The 13,950-nt window shown below is 69.7% G+C and carries 10 protein-coding genes; 7 read left to right on the forward strand and 3 right to left on the reverse strand.

Features of this window, described 5'->3' with window-relative positions; genetic code table 11:
• The first annotated feature begins 270 nt into the window (after positions 1–270).
• The gene (locus ACFOYX_RS07660; protein WP_322440411.1) at positions 271–1,458 is read left to right on the forward strand and encodes a low temperature requirement protein A; all 1,188 of its coding nucleotides are present in this window, start codon (positions 271–273) and stop codon (positions 1,456–1,458) included.
• An 849-nt stretch (positions 1,459–2,307) separates the two neighbouring features.
• On the opposite strand, the gene ACFOYX_RS07665 is transcribed toward ACFOYX_RS07660, so the two are convergent.
• Positions 2,308–2,628, reverse strand: coding sequence for a transposase (locus ACFOYX_RS07665; protein ID WP_369292961.1), 321 nt, complete (start codon positions 2,626–2,628; stop codon positions 2,308–2,310).
• A 99-nt stretch (positions 2,629–2,727) separates the two neighbouring features.
• Here ACFOYX_RS07665 and ACFOYX_RS07670 point away from each other — a divergent pair, with 99 nt between their 5' ends.
• Positions 2,728–3,465, forward strand: coding sequence for a VOC family protein (locus tag ACFOYX_RS07670; protein ID WP_322440410.1), 738 nt, complete (start codon positions 2,728–2,730; stop codon positions 3,463–3,465).
• A 56-nt stretch (positions 3,466–3,521) separates the two neighbouring features.
• On the opposite strand, the gene ACFOYX_RS07675 is transcribed toward ACFOYX_RS07670, so the two are convergent.
• A complete protein-coding gene (locus ACFOYX_RS07675) occupies positions 3,522–5,924 on the reverse strand; it encodes a beta-galactosidase (RefSeq protein ID WP_109800474.1) in 2,403 nt (800 codons plus the stop codon).
• A 119-nt stretch (positions 5,925–6,043) separates the two neighbouring features.
• On the opposite strand from ACFOYX_RS07675, the gene ACFOYX_RS07680 reads away from it, so the two are divergent.
• The 5 genes from ACFOYX_RS07680 to ACFOYX_RS07700 all read left to right on the forward strand — a co-directional run bounded on the left by ACFOYX_RS07680 (position 6,044) and on the right by ACFOYX_RS07700 (position 11,932).
• Positions 6,044–7,075: a LacI family DNA-binding transcriptional regulator gene (locus ACFOYX_RS07680; RefSeq protein WP_109800475.1), complete on the forward strand. Its 1,032-nt coding sequence runs from the start codon at positions 6,044–6,046 to the stop codon at positions 7,073–7,075.
• A gap of 166 nt (positions 7,076–7,241) precedes the next feature.
• Complete coding sequence (locus ACFOYX_RS07685; protein WP_322440409.1) at positions 7,242–8,501, forward strand: sugar ABC transporter substrate-binding protein; 1,260 nt, start codon at positions 7,242–7,244, stop codon at positions 8,499–8,501.
• 1 nt (position 8,502) lies between these two features.
• Entirely contained in the window at positions 8,503–9,432 is a 930-nt protein-coding gene (locus tag ACFOYX_RS07690; protein ID WP_322440408.1) for a sugar ABC transporter permease, read from the forward strand.
• Positions 9,433–9,532: 100 nt separating this feature from the next.
• Positions 9,533–10,342, forward strand: a complete 810-nt coding sequence (locus ACFOYX_RS07695; RefSeq protein WP_236647344.1) for a carbohydrate ABC transporter permease — start codon at positions 9,533–9,535, stop codon at positions 10,340–10,342.
• A gap of 30 nt (positions 10,343–10,372) precedes the next feature.
• Positions 10,373–11,932 (forward strand): glucoamylase family protein, encoded by a 1,560-nt coding sequence (locus ACFOYX_RS07700; RefSeq protein ID WP_322440407.1) that lies wholly within the window; start codon positions 10,373–10,375, stop codon positions 11,930–11,932.
• A 92-nt stretch (positions 11,933–12,024) separates the two neighbouring features.
• Here the strand turns inward: ACFOYX_RS07700 and ACFOYX_RS07705 are convergent, their stop codons facing one another.
• Positions 12,025–13,878, reverse strand: a complete 1,854-nt coding sequence (locus ACFOYX_RS07705) for a xylan 1,4-beta-xylosidase (protein ID WP_322440279.1) — start codon at positions 13,876–13,878, stop codon at positions 12,025–12,027.
• Positions 13,879–13,950 lie beyond the last annotated feature (72 nt).

Raw genomic sequence — 13,950 nt, forward strand, 5'->3', positions numbered from 1 at the left:
GACCGTGATGGCGCCAAAGCGACGCTGCTGGCCGGCGTGACTGACGGCGTCGTGGGTCTTCACCAGCGACCGGCGAGCCAGCCGTACGCAGCGCGACCATATCCAGCAGATCCACCTCATCCAGCTGCGCTGACCGTCCGGGGGTCCACCCGGCACGCGCGGGTGGGCCCCGGCACCCATGTCCCCTGCCGCCGCTGTCGGCAACCGCCCACCGACACCTTGCGGACGTGGTACGAAATTGGGCGAGTAGTCGGGTGGGGCGGAGGGCTCGTGACACGGAAGCGCTCGGGATGGGTTCTGCGTGCCCGTGAAGATCCAACTCGGATCTCCTACCTGGAACTCTTCTTCGACCTGGGCCTCGTCGTGGCACTGTCCCGGCTCTCCCAGCGACTGACCACCGACCTCAGCTGGTTCAACGCCCTGGAGACGGTCATCCTGCTCGCCGCCGTCTGGTGGGTGTGGACAGTGACCGCGTATACGACTGACTGGTACGACCCCGGCCAGCCGTTGGTCCAGCTGATCGTCCTCGGCGTGATGTTCGGTGGACTGCTGATGTCGGCGGCTGTGTTCGGCGCGTTCGAGGACAGCGAAGGCCTCGCCTTCGCCGGAGCGTACGTCGGCCTGCATCTCGGCCGCGGCCTGGTGCTCGTGACGGCGTTGCGCGGCCGTGCGCTGCGCCTGCGGTCCCTGCGAGTGGCCATCTGGTTCGCCATAACCGGCGTCCTATGGCTCGGCGGAGCATTCCTGCCGGGTCCCGCCCGGCTGGCGCTCTGGGCGGTAGCGATCACCCTGGACTATTTGGTCGGTCTGTTCGGCTACGCGCTCCCGCGGCTGGGCAGGACGAGCACTGAGGAATTCCGGGTGGTCGGCGAGCACCTGTCGGAACGCTACCGGCAGATGTTCATCGTGACGCTGGGCGAGATCCTCCTGATGGGTGCGATCAATTACGGCCGTGCCGACTTCGGCTCGGCGAGGATGGCAGGGCTGATCCTGCTCTTCGTCAACGCCGTGGCGCTGTGGCGGATCTACATCGTGTACGTTGCCGAGCGCCTCGCGATCGGGATCGACCAGTCATCCAACCCGGGCCGCGTCGCGCTGGTCGCGGCCTACGCACACCTGATCATGGTCGCCGGTGTCGTGTTGATCGCTGCCAGCGGCGACCTGATCATCACGGAGCCGACGGGCGGGACCTCACACGCGTGGCTGGCCGTCCTCGTCGCCGGACCCGTGGTGTTCCTCATCGGGCGCGCCGTGTACGCACTGCAAGTCTTCCGCTCGATGTTGTGGCGGCTGCCGATCGGTGCGCTCGTTCTCGTGGCGGCAGCGCCGTTGCTCGCGCAGCTACCTCCCCTCGGCGTGGCCACGGCTATGAACGCCGCACTCCTGGCCATCGCCTACATCCCGCACGCCGGGGCGTCGCGCTACCTGTCGTCCAGGAACGTCCGCACCCGCTGGTGATCATTCTCGGCGCATCCGGAGGACACCGACGCCGCGGCCATGGCCGCCGCACCCTGTCCGGAACCGCCGCCACGACACACGCGGGCCAAGATATTCCGCTCATGTCGCGATCCGGGCGCCAATAGCAGGCGAAAGGCAACCCTGAGTAGCCGGATAAACGAGCGTGATCGCTGCGGTGCGACGAGGTGTCGCGCCGCCGATGCAGGTCCATGCACCCGCGCGACTGTCGATCCCACCCAAGTGTCTCTGCCTGAACCTGGGCACGCCTGAACCTGGGCACGTGTAAGAGCGGTAGGCTGTCGAGCGGGGGTACCGATGGCCTATGGCCGACGGCCGGACCCACCCGCTTCCCCACGGCTCGTAGCTACCAGTGAATGAGTCCTGCGCTGCCGCGCACATCTTTTGGAGTACATTTTGACCGATATGACGTCGCCCGCCCTGAATCCCTTCCTTAGCAAGGGGGATGGGGCTACCAACCGCGACCGCGGGCAGACCGTGGACGTAAGCCCAGCCACAATGACCCGCCTGCGCACCCCGTTCGCGTTCGGGGGCCCTGACCGCGAGACGGCTGACGAGACCGCTCGACACTAGATCCCGTCGAACCGTGGGAACACCGACGCCGCTGCCGTCGCACCACGGTATGACGAGGTGCCTCTCGACTAACGGAAGGGGCGCTTACTCGGGACTGTCCATTGCGGCCAACCTCGCACCTCGGGCGCCACGGCACGAGAGGGCGCCGTGATGTCAACGCTGAAGCTCGACGTCCGCCGGGGACGGCAATGTCGTCGATCGGACCTGGCACAGCGTTCCAGGTACGTTGTACAGCCTTCCGCACTCGATCATCGAGCGTCACACGTGAGATGGATCTTCGTGGTCAGTCCACCTCGACAAGCGGCGCCTACAGGATCGTGGTGACCAGAACCGCCCACAGCATGACGGTGGATCCGTACTGCGGTGGCACGTCCCGCCACGGGCGCCCACCCGGATCCGCCACCGGATCCCGTCGATCAACTGCCGCCTGCTCCATGACGACGGTCGACCCGGGCGTTTCGGCGCCGGCAGCAACGGCTCCAGCACCGCCCACTGCACGTCGGTCAGATCGAACCGCCTCGTCACCGCTAGGGTGTCCACGAGGTCTCCGGTTTGAGGTTTGCTTGGTCGCTGAACCATCTACCGGAGACCTCGCCATATGCCGATCTTCGACACGCCGAACGATCACTCCAGTTCGGGCACGACCGCCGACTCGACACAGGCCCTAGCATCGTCGGCATGGCAACGCGGCTCGTTCAAATCAACATGAAGGCTCGGGACGACTCCGCGCTGGGCGGTTTCTGGGCGGAGGCGCTCGGCTGGGGAGTCTCCAGCGAGGGACCCGGCGTGACTAACCTCGAACCCGACGGCTTCGTCTACCCCGACCCGGTCGCTGTCTGCCTCGACCTCATCGTCTCCCCGGAACCCAAGACGGTGAGGAACCGCGTGCACGTCGACCTCGCCACCACCTCGGCGGCCCATCAGGCGGAGGTGGTCACGCGCCTGAAGGATCTCGGCGCAACACCTGCCGACGTAGGCCAGGGCGACGTCCCATGGACGGTCATGGTCGACCCAGAGGGCAACGAGTTCTGCGTGCTGGACCCCCGACCGCTCTACCGAGACACCGGACCGATCGCCGCGGTAGTGGTCGACTGCGCGGATCCGCGAGCCATGGCCCGCTTCTGGGGCAAGGCCATGGACTGGACTCTGCACAAGGTGACCGACCACAAGGCGGTACTGCGCTCCGCCAAGGGCGTCGGCCCATATCTGCAGTTCCTCCGCACACCCGACGTGAAGACCGTGTGGAACCGCGTCCATCTCGACGTCCGCCCATACCCAGGTGACGACCTAGAGGCCGAGGCGGCCAGACTGCGGACTCTCGGCGCCACCGCCATCGACCTGGGCCAAAACGATGTCCCGTGGACCGTCCTCGCAGACCCGGAAGGCAACGAGTTCTGCCTCCTCACCCCAGGCTGACCCGAACCCTCGTCAGCCGCTCACTACGGCCACCAGCTCGGACTTTGCGACGCGCCCTAGACGAATGCCACCCTGAGCGGCGCATGATCGGCCGAGCGGATGGTCACGGTGACCGTTGCGCCATCGACATGGACCTCCCCCCGGTCGGCCCGCACCTTCCGGTCGGTGGCGAACACCGCGACGTCCTCGGCCTGTGTGGGTCGCAGCAGCACTTCGTGGTCCGACCGGGAAAGCAGTTCGCAGCTGGTTTCCACCAGCGTGGCGGTCCCGACCCGCACATCCGCTGGCAGCATGAGTCCGGTCCGCGCGGGGATGCGCAGCCGCCGCCCGGACAGGAGCGGCCGGTCCCGATGCCGCAGGCCGAACTCGATCGCTGAAGGGGCGACGTTGAGCAGGTGCAGCAGGCGTTGACCGGCACGGTCGACGGTGGAGGTGAGCACCAGTCCCGGTTCGTCGGCGTCGTGCCGCAGCCGACGTCGCACCCCCAGCCGGTCCAGCGCCGCCCGCCAAAAGCCGAGGTGGCAGGGATAGTCAGCCGCGATGATCAGGGCCCGCCCGGTGCCGACCGCGACCTCCATCGCGCAGGGGCGGCCGGAGCCCACCTCGACGAGCAGCGGCTCGCCCGCGCCGGCGAGCAGTTGGGCGTAACCGACCCGTACCTCCGCCGGTCCCGCTGCCCAGTCGCGTCCGACCACGGAGGGGAAGTAGTGCAGGCCGCCCTCCATCCACCCGTCGGCGGTCACGCCGAGCGTGTCGGCCAGCAGGGTGCAGGGGGTGCCGTCGTGGTCCCGCTCCGGCAGCGGTCCGTGCAACAGCAGCCGTCCGCCGGCCCGGAGGTGGTCGACGAGCCGGCGCTGCACGTCCGCGCCGAGCGTGGGTGCGCTGGCCAGGGCGATCACCGGTGGGGCGTCGGCCGGTGGCGGCGACTGGAGGTTCACCGCCGGGAAGGAGAAGCCGCCGAGCAGCAGCGCCCGGGCCAGCACGTCCCGTGAGCCCATGCCGCGGAATCGCTCCAGTTCGCTGACCTGAGCCGTCCGAGCGGTGGAGGCAGGGTGGGCGTACTCGGTGAGGTAGTGGTCGGGCACGAAGCCCAACGCCAGCCCGTCGTGCTCCTCGTCGCCGTCGGCCAGCAGGTCGGCCACGCCGCGGACGGCGTGCAGGGCGCGTCGGGCGGCGTCGTAGGTGGAGTTCAGCCGTCCCTCGGGATCGACCGGGGCGGCGAAGCCGTGCCGCTCGCCGGTGAAGGCGATCCGGTCGTTGCCGTCGCCGACCGGCTCCGCCAGCGGCGGGTTGTGGCCGCCGGCGAAGAGGTAGAGGTTGAGCAGCCGGTTGCCCTGGGCCACGCAGAGCCGGGTCTTCAGCTCGGTCGCCTCGGGCGGGTAGAGCACCGTCAGGTCCTCGCCGTAGTCGCCGTTGCCGGCTTCGAACTCGAGGCAGGTCAGCGGCTGGTCGGGTCCGTGCGTCGCAGCCAGGAAGGCGTTGGAGACGTACAGGTCGGCGACGTTGGTGACGGTCAGGTCCCCCAGATAGTAGTCGGAGCCGGAGGTGAGCTGCGGCTGGCCGCGGTAGGACTCGAAGAGCTGGCTGATCCCGACGGGGAAGGTACGGCCCCGTCCGCCGCCGGTGCCGTGCACGTTGACCAGCATCGGCACCCCCCGGACGCCGTGCCGTTCGGCACTGTCGCGCAGTGCGGCCACGTAGCGGCGGTAGCGGTCCCGCATGTAACGGCCCAGGTCGTCGTGGAGTGCGAGGGACTGTTGCTCGGCCGGGGTGCGCAGGGCCGTCGCCCAGGCCCGGGGGTCGGTGGGGTCGGCGCCGACCCGCTGCGTGGCGCCGTCCTTGCCGTACCGGTCGACGGCCCAGCGGGCCAGGTCGGCGCAGAGCCCGTCGGTGAGGTCGGGGGAGTTGGTCACCCAGGACAGCATCCCGATTTCGTTGTCCAGCTGCACCGCCACCACGGGGCCGCCGCGCCCGGCGAGCCGGTCGGCGATCACCGGCATCACCTGGGCGTACCAGGCGTCGGCGGCGGCGAGGAACTCCGGTGCCAGGTAGTCGACGGTGCGGGTGCTGATCGGCGCGCCGTCCCAGGTGGTCGGCAGCAGGTGCGGGTGCTGTTCGTACACCCGGTAGGGGATGCCCTCGTTCTTGACCTCCGCCATGATGAAGGGACCGGGTCGCACCACCGCGCGCAGTCCGCGCTGGTGCGCCAGGTCCAGGAAACCGGCGAGATCCCGTTGCTCGTGGGTTCGTCCGGTCAGGTCGATCGAGCCGTCCGGCAGCTCGTGCCACAGCCATGGGACGTAGGTGGCTACGGTGTCCCCGCCGCACTCCCGCAGCCGGTCGAGCCGGTCGGCCCAGTCGGCGCGGGTCAGCCGGAAGTAGTGCACCTCCCCGCAGAGCAGCAGCTGGGGACGGCCGTCGATGACGATCCTGCGGTCCTCGAGTAGCACCGTAGACATATGGGGCAGAGCTCCCCTCACCGGAGATTGTGGACCCGACACTTGTGAACTTCGACTCACCTGCCTATGGTCGCCTGAAACCGGTTTCCGTTAACCGCACGTTACGGATCGAGGGAGTCATGGGCAACAGTCGGCTCACCGTCCGGGAGATCGCCCGGCTGGCCGGGGTCTCGGTCGCCACCGTCTCTCGGGTCTCCAACGGCACCGGCCAGGTGTCGGAGGAGATGCGCCGCCGGGTGCTCGAAGCCATCGAGAAGCATGGCTACCGCCCAGACCACCTCGGCCGCGCGTTGGCCGCCGGGCGGCACGGCGCGCTGGGCCTGGTCTTCCCGGGCCTGTCCGGCCCGTACTTCACCGAGCTGATCCAGGGCTTCGAGTCCGAGGCCGTACCCTCGCGGGCCAGTGTCCACATCCTCTGCACGCACCTGCGGTCGGACTCCGACCAGCAGGTGCTGGAGATGGGCCGGCGGGTGGACGGCGTGGCGGTCATTGGCGGCACGATCTCGGAGCTGGCCCTCCTCCGGTTGGCTGAGATGGTGCCGGTGGTGGTCGTCGCGGGCACGGGCCCGGGCGCGGTGCCGTCGGTGCGGGCCGATAACGCCGGCAGCATGGCGATGCTCACCCGTCACCTGCTGGTCGAGCACGAGCTGACTGACCTGGTGTTCGTGGGCAACCCTGAGGGGTCGCCCGACGTGAGCGAACGGTGGGCCGCCTTCCTCGCCGCCCACCGGTCGGTGGGGGTAACTCCGCCGGCCGCGCCGATCGCGGTGAGCATGCAGCAGGCCGACGGCGTGCTCGCCGCCGAGCAGCTGCTGCGCGGCGACCCGCGACCCGCCGGCGTGGTCTGCGCCAACGACGAGATCGCACTCGGCGTCCTCGTCGGAGCGCTCGGTCGGGGCCTGCGGGTGCCGCAGGACGTCGTCATCACCGGCTTCGACGACGCCCCGGTCGCCGCGCTGGTGAACCCGGCGCTGACCACCGTCCGCCAGCCGGTCCGCGAGCTGGCCGCCGAGGCGGCCCGGCTGATCCTCACCGCGGTGAGCGAACCCGAGCGCGCCTCCTCCGGCGACGTCGTGCTGCCCACCGAACTCGTCCTGCGCCGCAGCTGCGGCTGCCCGGCGAACCTGACGGCCGGCGGTTCCGGCTCATGAGGAGATTCCTGGTCGCCAGCGCTCGCCCGCCGGGCGCGACGGCGGCGCGGCGGCTGCGGGGCCGGACCGCCGGCAGCCGCGACCGGGTGCACCGAGCAGTGCTTCCCACGCAGGTCGTCGTCCGCACGAGCTGCGGCGAACATCATGCCAAGACGGAGGTTTCGTGATGAAGTCAGGGACCCGCAGGGGCGTCGCCGTGGCCCTGGTGGCCGCGCTGGCGCTGGCCGGCTGCGGCCGCGACGGCGGCGGAGGCGGTCAGGACAAGGCAAAGCCCGTCGGGGAGGGCACGGCAAAGGGCGACATCACGGTCTGGGCGATGGGCACCGAGGGCGAGAAGCTCTCGGCCCTCGCCGAAGACTTCATGAAAGACAACCCGGACGCCAAGGTCACCGTGACCGCCGTGCCGTGGGACGGGGCACACGACAAGTTGGCCACCGCGATCGCCGGCAAGCAGACACCCGATGTCAGCCTCATCGGCACCACCTGGATGGGGGAGTTCGCCAAGACCGGCGGACTCGACGCGACCCCGCCCGACCTGGTCAAGAAGGACGACTTCTACGAGGGTGCGTGGAACACCACGGTTGTCGACGGCACCTCCTACGGCGTGCCGTGGTACGTGGAGACGCGGCTGCTCTATGTGAACAAGGCGGCCGCCATCAAGGCCGGAGTGAGCACCCCGCCGAAGAGCTGGGACGAGCTCAAGTCGGCGATCAAGGCGCTCAAGGACAAGGGCGGCGCCAAGTGGGGCGTCAACCTCCAGCCCGGCCAGACCGGTTCCTGGCAGACCGTCATGCCGTTCGTCTGGCAGAACGGCGGCGATGTGGCCAAGGACGGGAAGTTCACCCTCGACAGCCCGGAGGCGGTCGAGGCCTTCGCCTACTACAAGTCCTTCTTCGACGAGGGTCTCGCACCGAAGGATCTGCCGCAGGGCGCCCTTGAGCCGGCCTTCGTCAAGGGCCAGATCGGGGCGTTCGTCTCCGGCCCCTGGCACATCTCCGTCCTCAAGGACCAGGGAGGCGCCGGCAAGTACGACCTGTGGCCGATGCCCACCAAGCAGTCGGGCACGTCGTTCGTCGGCGGCGGCGACCTGGCGGTCTTCAAGGACGCCAAGAACCGCGACGGCGGGTGGAAGTTCGTCTCCTACCTGTCCCGGCCCGAGGTGCAGGCCAAGTGGTACAAGACGGTCAACGACCTGCCCGCGGTCAAGAAGGGCTGGGACGACCCGGCGCTCAGCGGCGACCCGCAGCTGTCGGCGTTCGGCAAGCAGCTCGAGGACGCCAAGTCCCCGCCCACCATCGCCACCTGGGAGCAGGTGTCCGCGGCGATCGACGCCGAGGTCGAGAAGATGTGCAAGACGGGCGAGAAGGCGGAGGACGCCGCAAAGGCGATGCAGCAGCAGGCCACCTCGATCGGCACCGGGGCCTGACATGACCGCGGCCGCGTCCGACGCGTCCACCCGGCGGGGGCGCGGTGTCCCGCGCCTCCGCCGGGTCCTGGTCGGCTGGGGCTTCGCCCTGCCCTTCACCGTCCTCTTCCTGGTCTTCATGGCCGGACCGGTGATCGCGTCGCTGCTGATGAGCTTCACCGACATCCGCAGCGCCGATCTGCGCAACCCGCTCGGCGTCAACCTCGTCGGCTTCCAGAACTACAGTCGGCTGTTCCACGACGAGCTGTTCATCAAATCGGCGGTGAACACCGCCATCTTCGTGCTGGCCGGCGTGCCGCTGACGATGGTGTGCGGGCTGGCCGCTGCGCTTGGGCTGAACGCTGGCCTGACCCGGTTCCGGTCGCTGTTCCGCGTCGGCTACTACCTGCCGGTCGTGACCAGCATCGTGGCGATCGCCGTGGTCTGGCGCTTCCTGCTCCAACCCGATTCCGGCCTGCTCAACAGCCTGCTGCGACTGGTCGGCGTGCACGGGCCGAACTGGCTTTACGACACCCGGCTTGCGCTGCCGTCGCTGATCGTGATGGCCGCCTGGCGCAACCTCGGCTACCAGATGGTGATCTTCCTGGCCGGGCTCCAGGCCATCCCGCAGGAGCTGTACGAGGCGGCGCGCATCGACGGGGCGACCAGCTGGCAGCAGCTACGGTACGTGACGCTGCCCGCGCTGCGGCCGACGCTGCTCTTCGTGGGGGTCATCGCCACCATCGGCTACCTGCAGTTCTTCGAGGAGCCACTGGTGATGACCCAGGGCGGCCCGCTCAATTCGACGTTGTCGGTGTCGTACCACATCTACAACCAGTTCGGCTTCGGCAACTACGGCTACGCGTCGGCGATGAGTTACGTCCTCTTCCTGTCGATCGTGTTGATGTCGATCCTGTGGTTCCGGCTGCTGCGCTCCGACGAGGGAAGGTGATCCGATGTCGACGTCGATGAGGGCATCCAGCCGTCGGCGACGTGCGCCGGAGCTGCCGGAGGGAGCGGGACGGCGTTCGACGCGTCGTCCTCGTGATCGGGTGGCCAGCCTCGTCCTGCACGCCGTGCTGGTGGTGGGACTCGTGGCCATGGTCGGCCCGTTCGTGTGGATGCTGCTGTCGTCGGTGAAGCCGGAGGGCGAGATCCGGCTCGTCCCCACCACCTGGTGGCCGCACCATCCGACCCTCGACAACTATCGGGATCTGTTCGCCAGGTTGAACTTCCCCACGTACTTCCTGAACTCGGCGATTGTCGCCGGCCTGATCACCCTCGGCAATCTGATGTTCTGCTCGGCGGTCGGCTACGCCCTGGCCAAGCTGCGCTTTCCGGGGCGCAGGGCGCTGTTCGGCCTGGTCCTGGGGTCGGTGATGGTCCCCGGGATGGTCACTTTCGTCCCGTTGTTCGTGCTGGTCGCCAACATGGGCCTTACCAACACCTACGCCGGCCTGGTGCTGCCCTTCCTGGCCTGGGCGCTGGGGGCGTTCCTGATGCGCCAGTTCATGCTCTCCATACCGGACGAACTGATCGAGTCCGCGCGGGTGGACGGCGCCGGAGAGCTGCGCATCTTCCTCCGTATCGTCCTGCCGCTGTGCCGCCCGGCGCTCGCCGCGCTGGGCATCCTCAGCTTCCTCACCTTCTGGAACAGCTTCCTGTGGCCCCTCGTGGTGGCCACGACCGAGGACAAGTACACCCTCCCGGTCGCTCTCGCCCTGTTCAGCGTGGGCCAGAACCAGACGAAGTTCGGGCTGCTGCTCGCCGGTTCCGTGGTGGTGGTGCTGCCCGTGCTGATCGTCTTCCTTCTGCTGCAACGGCACTTCGTGCGCGGCATCGCCACCACCGGCCTCAAGTAGCCGGCCCGGAACCATCTCCGGAGGTAGCCAATGATCCGTCCCGCCCGCGTCGCCCTGTCGGCGGCGCTCGCCCTCACCCTTGCGGCTTCAGGCGCGGCCAGCGCCGCCGCCGCACCACCGTCCGCCGCGGTCGGCGCGCCCGCCGGTGCCGCCTCCTGGGCGGCCGACACCTGGCGGTCCATGGCCGCCATGGCCGACCCGAGCACCGGGCTGCCCGCCGACAACATCGGCGGTGACCTGTCGCCCGCCAGCCGTGCGCGGTACACCTCGCCCACCAACATCGGGGCGTACATCTGGTCGGCGGTCGCGGCCCGTGAGCTGCACGTCATCGGGGAGCGGGAGCAGGTGCGGCGTATCTCGCGCGCCCTCGACTCGCTCGCGAGGTTGGAGCGGCACCGCGACTCCGGCATGTACTACAACTGGTACGACCCGTCCACCCTGCAACTGCTGCGTACCTGGCCGGAGAACGGCTCGGAGGTCCACCCGTTCGCGTCCAGCGTGGACAATGCCTGGCTCGCCGCCGCCCTGATGATCGTCCACAACGCCGTGCCGGAGCTGCGCCACAAATCCGACCCGCTGCTCGGCGCCATGGACTTCGGCTTTTACTACGACTCACAGGCGCGCGGGCCGGACGTGCCGGCCGGGCTGATGCGCGGCGGCTTCTGGTCCGAGCCGCCCCCGGGCTGTTCCACCAAGGGCAACTACCAGCACCGCGGCCCGGACGTCTACTACACCTGCCACACATACGGGTCGTTCAACAGCGAAACCCGGATGATCAGCTACGTGGCGATCGCCCTCGGCCAGGTGCCGCCCGCCCACTACTTCGGGCCGTGGCGTACCTTCCCCGACACCTGTGACTGGTCCTGGCAGGAGATGCGTCCGGTCGGTCAGTGGCGGGAGTACCTGGGTGTGCCGGTCTACGAGGGCGCCTACCGCTACCAGGGCCTGCAGTTCGTGCCCACCTGGGGCGGCGACATGTTCGAGGCGCTCATGCCGGACATGTTCGTGCCCGAGGAGCAGTGGGGCCCGGACAGCTGGGCCCGCAACCACCCGATCTACGTACGCGGCCAGATCGCGCACGGCATGGACGACGCGAAGTACGGCCACTGGGGCTTCTCGCCCGCCTCAGACCCGCAGGGCGGCTACCGGGAGTACGGCGTGGACGCCATGGGGCTCGACACCAACGGCTACACCAGCGACGAGGAACGCACCAGCGTGGACTACGGCTTTGCAGGCTGCGAGGGCCGACCCGCCCAGCCGCTGCCCGCCGCGTACGGCGACGGTGTGGTGACCCCGCACGCGGTGTTCCTCGCCATGCGCTACGCGCCGGCCGATGCACAGGCCGAGCTGGCGCGGCTGCGCAGCCAGTTCGACAGCTACGGGCCCGGCGGCTTCTACGATTCGGTGGCCGTGGGCAGCGGCACCGTCGCGAAGCGGTACCTGGCGCTCGACCAAGGCATGATCATGGCCGCGCTCGGCAACCTGTACGGCGGCGACGTCCTGCGTAAGGAGTTCACCCGCGGCGGCGCCGAGCGGTTCCTGCGCCCGGTGATGCGGATGGAGGAGTTCTCCGTACCCGCTGGGCAGTAGTGAATCCGCGGCCGGAGCCCCGCCGGCTCCGGCCGCGGACGACGACCCGGTCCACGGCCGGTTTCCCGCCGCAGACCGGGTCGTCGTCCAGCTCAGGACCCGGGGACCTCGACCAGCACCACACCGGGCTGCGGTAGCGCGAGTTCGATCACGCAGGCGTCGCCTTCGGTGGTCGGCTGCACCTTCTCCGCCGCCAGGGTGTCCACGGCGCGCAGGGCCGTCCACTGCTCGTCGGTGGGCCAGTCGCCGAGCCCGAGCCGCTGGGCGAGGGCAGTGATGTCGCCGTGGTCGCGGTCGAGCCGGGTGACCATCGCCGACCGGCCGGCGGCGCCGTCGACGGTGAGCCGGACCCGACGGGCCAGCGCCCGGTCGCCGTCCCGCTTGGACTGGTCGAGTGTGCTGTTCCAGACCAGGATCGCCAGGCTGCCGTCGTCGCGCCGGCTGGCCCAGGTCTGCACCAGGCCCGCCGCGCCGTCCCCCTCGGCGCTCACCGCGAGTTCGGTGTCGCCGAGCTGGGCGAGCATCCACAGCGCGTGGTAGCGCGGCTTGGCGATCCCGCCGACGGTGATCAGCCCGAAGCCGCCGTGCAGCAGGCGGGGTGGCCGGCCGAGCTCCTCGAAGTGGTCGCTGGCCACCCAGTAGGACAACGCATCGACCCGGCCCGCCGCCGACCGCATGCCGCTGAGCAGGAACGCCGCGGCGGACGCACCGTCGTTGACCGGATGGAAGTGGGTGGGCGTCACCCCCCACTCGGTCCACAGGATCCGTGCGTCCGGCACGCCCAGCCGGGCCAGAGTGGGCCGCAGATCCAGTGGCGGACTGCCGTAGGTGTGGGTGGAGATGAAGTCCACCGGCGCTCCGGAGGTGGCAACATGTTCCAGCAGGGCGTCCACCCAACCGGCCGCCGCCGACGACGGGCCGCCGACCGGGATGCGCGGGTCGACGTCCTTGACGGCGCGGGCCGTGACGTCGTACAGCCGCATCCACTCCTCCCGGCTGCCCGACCAGAACACCTCCAGGTTCGCCTCGTTCCACACCTCGAAGTCCCAGCCGAGCACCTGCTCGCCATAGCGGTCCAGCAGGTGGGCCACGAGCGCGCGGACCAGGTCGGCCCAGCGGTCCCAATCCCGGGGCGGGGAGATGACGCCCCGGTAGCCGAACACGGTGCGCTCCGGGTCACTGGCCAGCTCGCGCGGCATGAAGCCAATCTCCACCACCGGTCGCAGTCCCACCGACAGCAGCAGGTCATAGACCTCATCGACGCGGCGGAAGTCGTGCACCGGCCGCCCGTCCACCTCCCGGTAGACGCCGAGGTCGTCGTGCAGGATCGCGTGGGCGCGGACGGCCTCGACGCTGATCTCGTCGCGCACCCGACGCAGCGCGGCCAGCAGTTCCGCGCCGATCTCCCGGCCACCCGAGGTGTCCCGGCACAACAGCTGGGACAATCGCTCGCTACCGATCATCGGCCGCCACGGCCGGTGCAGGGCCGCCCCGTCGGCCGCGGCATCCACCCGCAGCGACACCGTGGGCGGCTCGGCCCCGACCGGCCGCGCGGCGGCCGGTACGGGCTGGCCCAGCGCGCCGGTGAGGGTCACCTCCGGTACGGACGCGACGGCGTAGGCGTACTGCCGGCCCGGTTCTCCGGTGGTGTCGACATACCAGGTGTCGGGCACGGCGAGGACGTCACCGCCGAGGTGGTCGACCGGAGTGAACTCGCCGTCCGGTGTGCCGTCGACCAGTGGGGCGCGGTGCACGAGGTAGCCCACGGCGCCGTTCACCGGCTGCCACGACAGGCGGACGTGGCCAACTCCTTCCTCGACGGTCAGCCCCGTCGGAGGCGGCAGTTCCGGGGCTGGTCGTAGGCGCTCTTCATCGCTGCGGCGGGCGATGCGCGCCTCCCAATCGGATCGCGCGGCAGACGGCTGCTGGTCGTTGACGTTCGTCACCGGGCACCTCCAGGCCTTCGCTTGCTGCGGTCCGAGCACTGTAACCGGTTACTGAGGCAAGTTCGAGCGTCG

This window comes from Micromonospora sp. GCM10011541 (assembly GCF_042650725.1).
Taxonomy (GTDB): domain Bacteria; phylum Actinomycetota; class Actinomycetes; order Mycobacteriales; family Micromonosporaceae; genus Micromonospora; species Micromonospora sicca.

Excerpts from the sequence above, each read along its gene's own strand:
- ACFOYX_RS07665 (WP_369292961.1), bottom strand. The coding sequence starts at position 2,628 with ATGGTTCAGCGACCAAGCAAACCTCAAACCGGAGACCTCGTGGACACC.
- ACFOYX_RS07670 (WP_322440410.1), top strand. The coding sequence starts at position 2,728 with ATGGCAACGCGGCTCGTTCAAATCAACATGAAGGCTCGGGACGACTCC.
- ACFOYX_RS07675 (WP_109800474.1), bottom strand. The coding sequence starts at position 5,924 with ATGTCTACGGTGCTACTCGAGGACCGCAGGATCGTCATCGACGGCCGT.
- ACFOYX_RS07680 (WP_109800475.1), top strand. The coding sequence starts at position 6,044 with ATGGGCAACAGTCGGCTCACCGTCCGGGAGATCGCCCGGCTGGCCGGG.
- ACFOYX_RS07685 (WP_322440409.1), top strand. The coding sequence starts at position 7,242 with ATGAAGTCAGGGACCCGCAGGGGCGTCGCCGTGGCCCTGGTGGCCGCG.
- ACFOYX_RS07690 (WP_322440408.1), top strand. The coding sequence starts at position 8,503 with ATGACCGCGGCCGCGTCCGACGCGTCCACCCGGCGGGGGCGCGGTGTC.
- ACFOYX_RS07700 (WP_322440407.1), top strand. The coding sequence starts at position 10,373 with ATGATCCGTCCCGCCCGCGTCGCCCTGTCGGCGGCGCTCGCCCTCACC.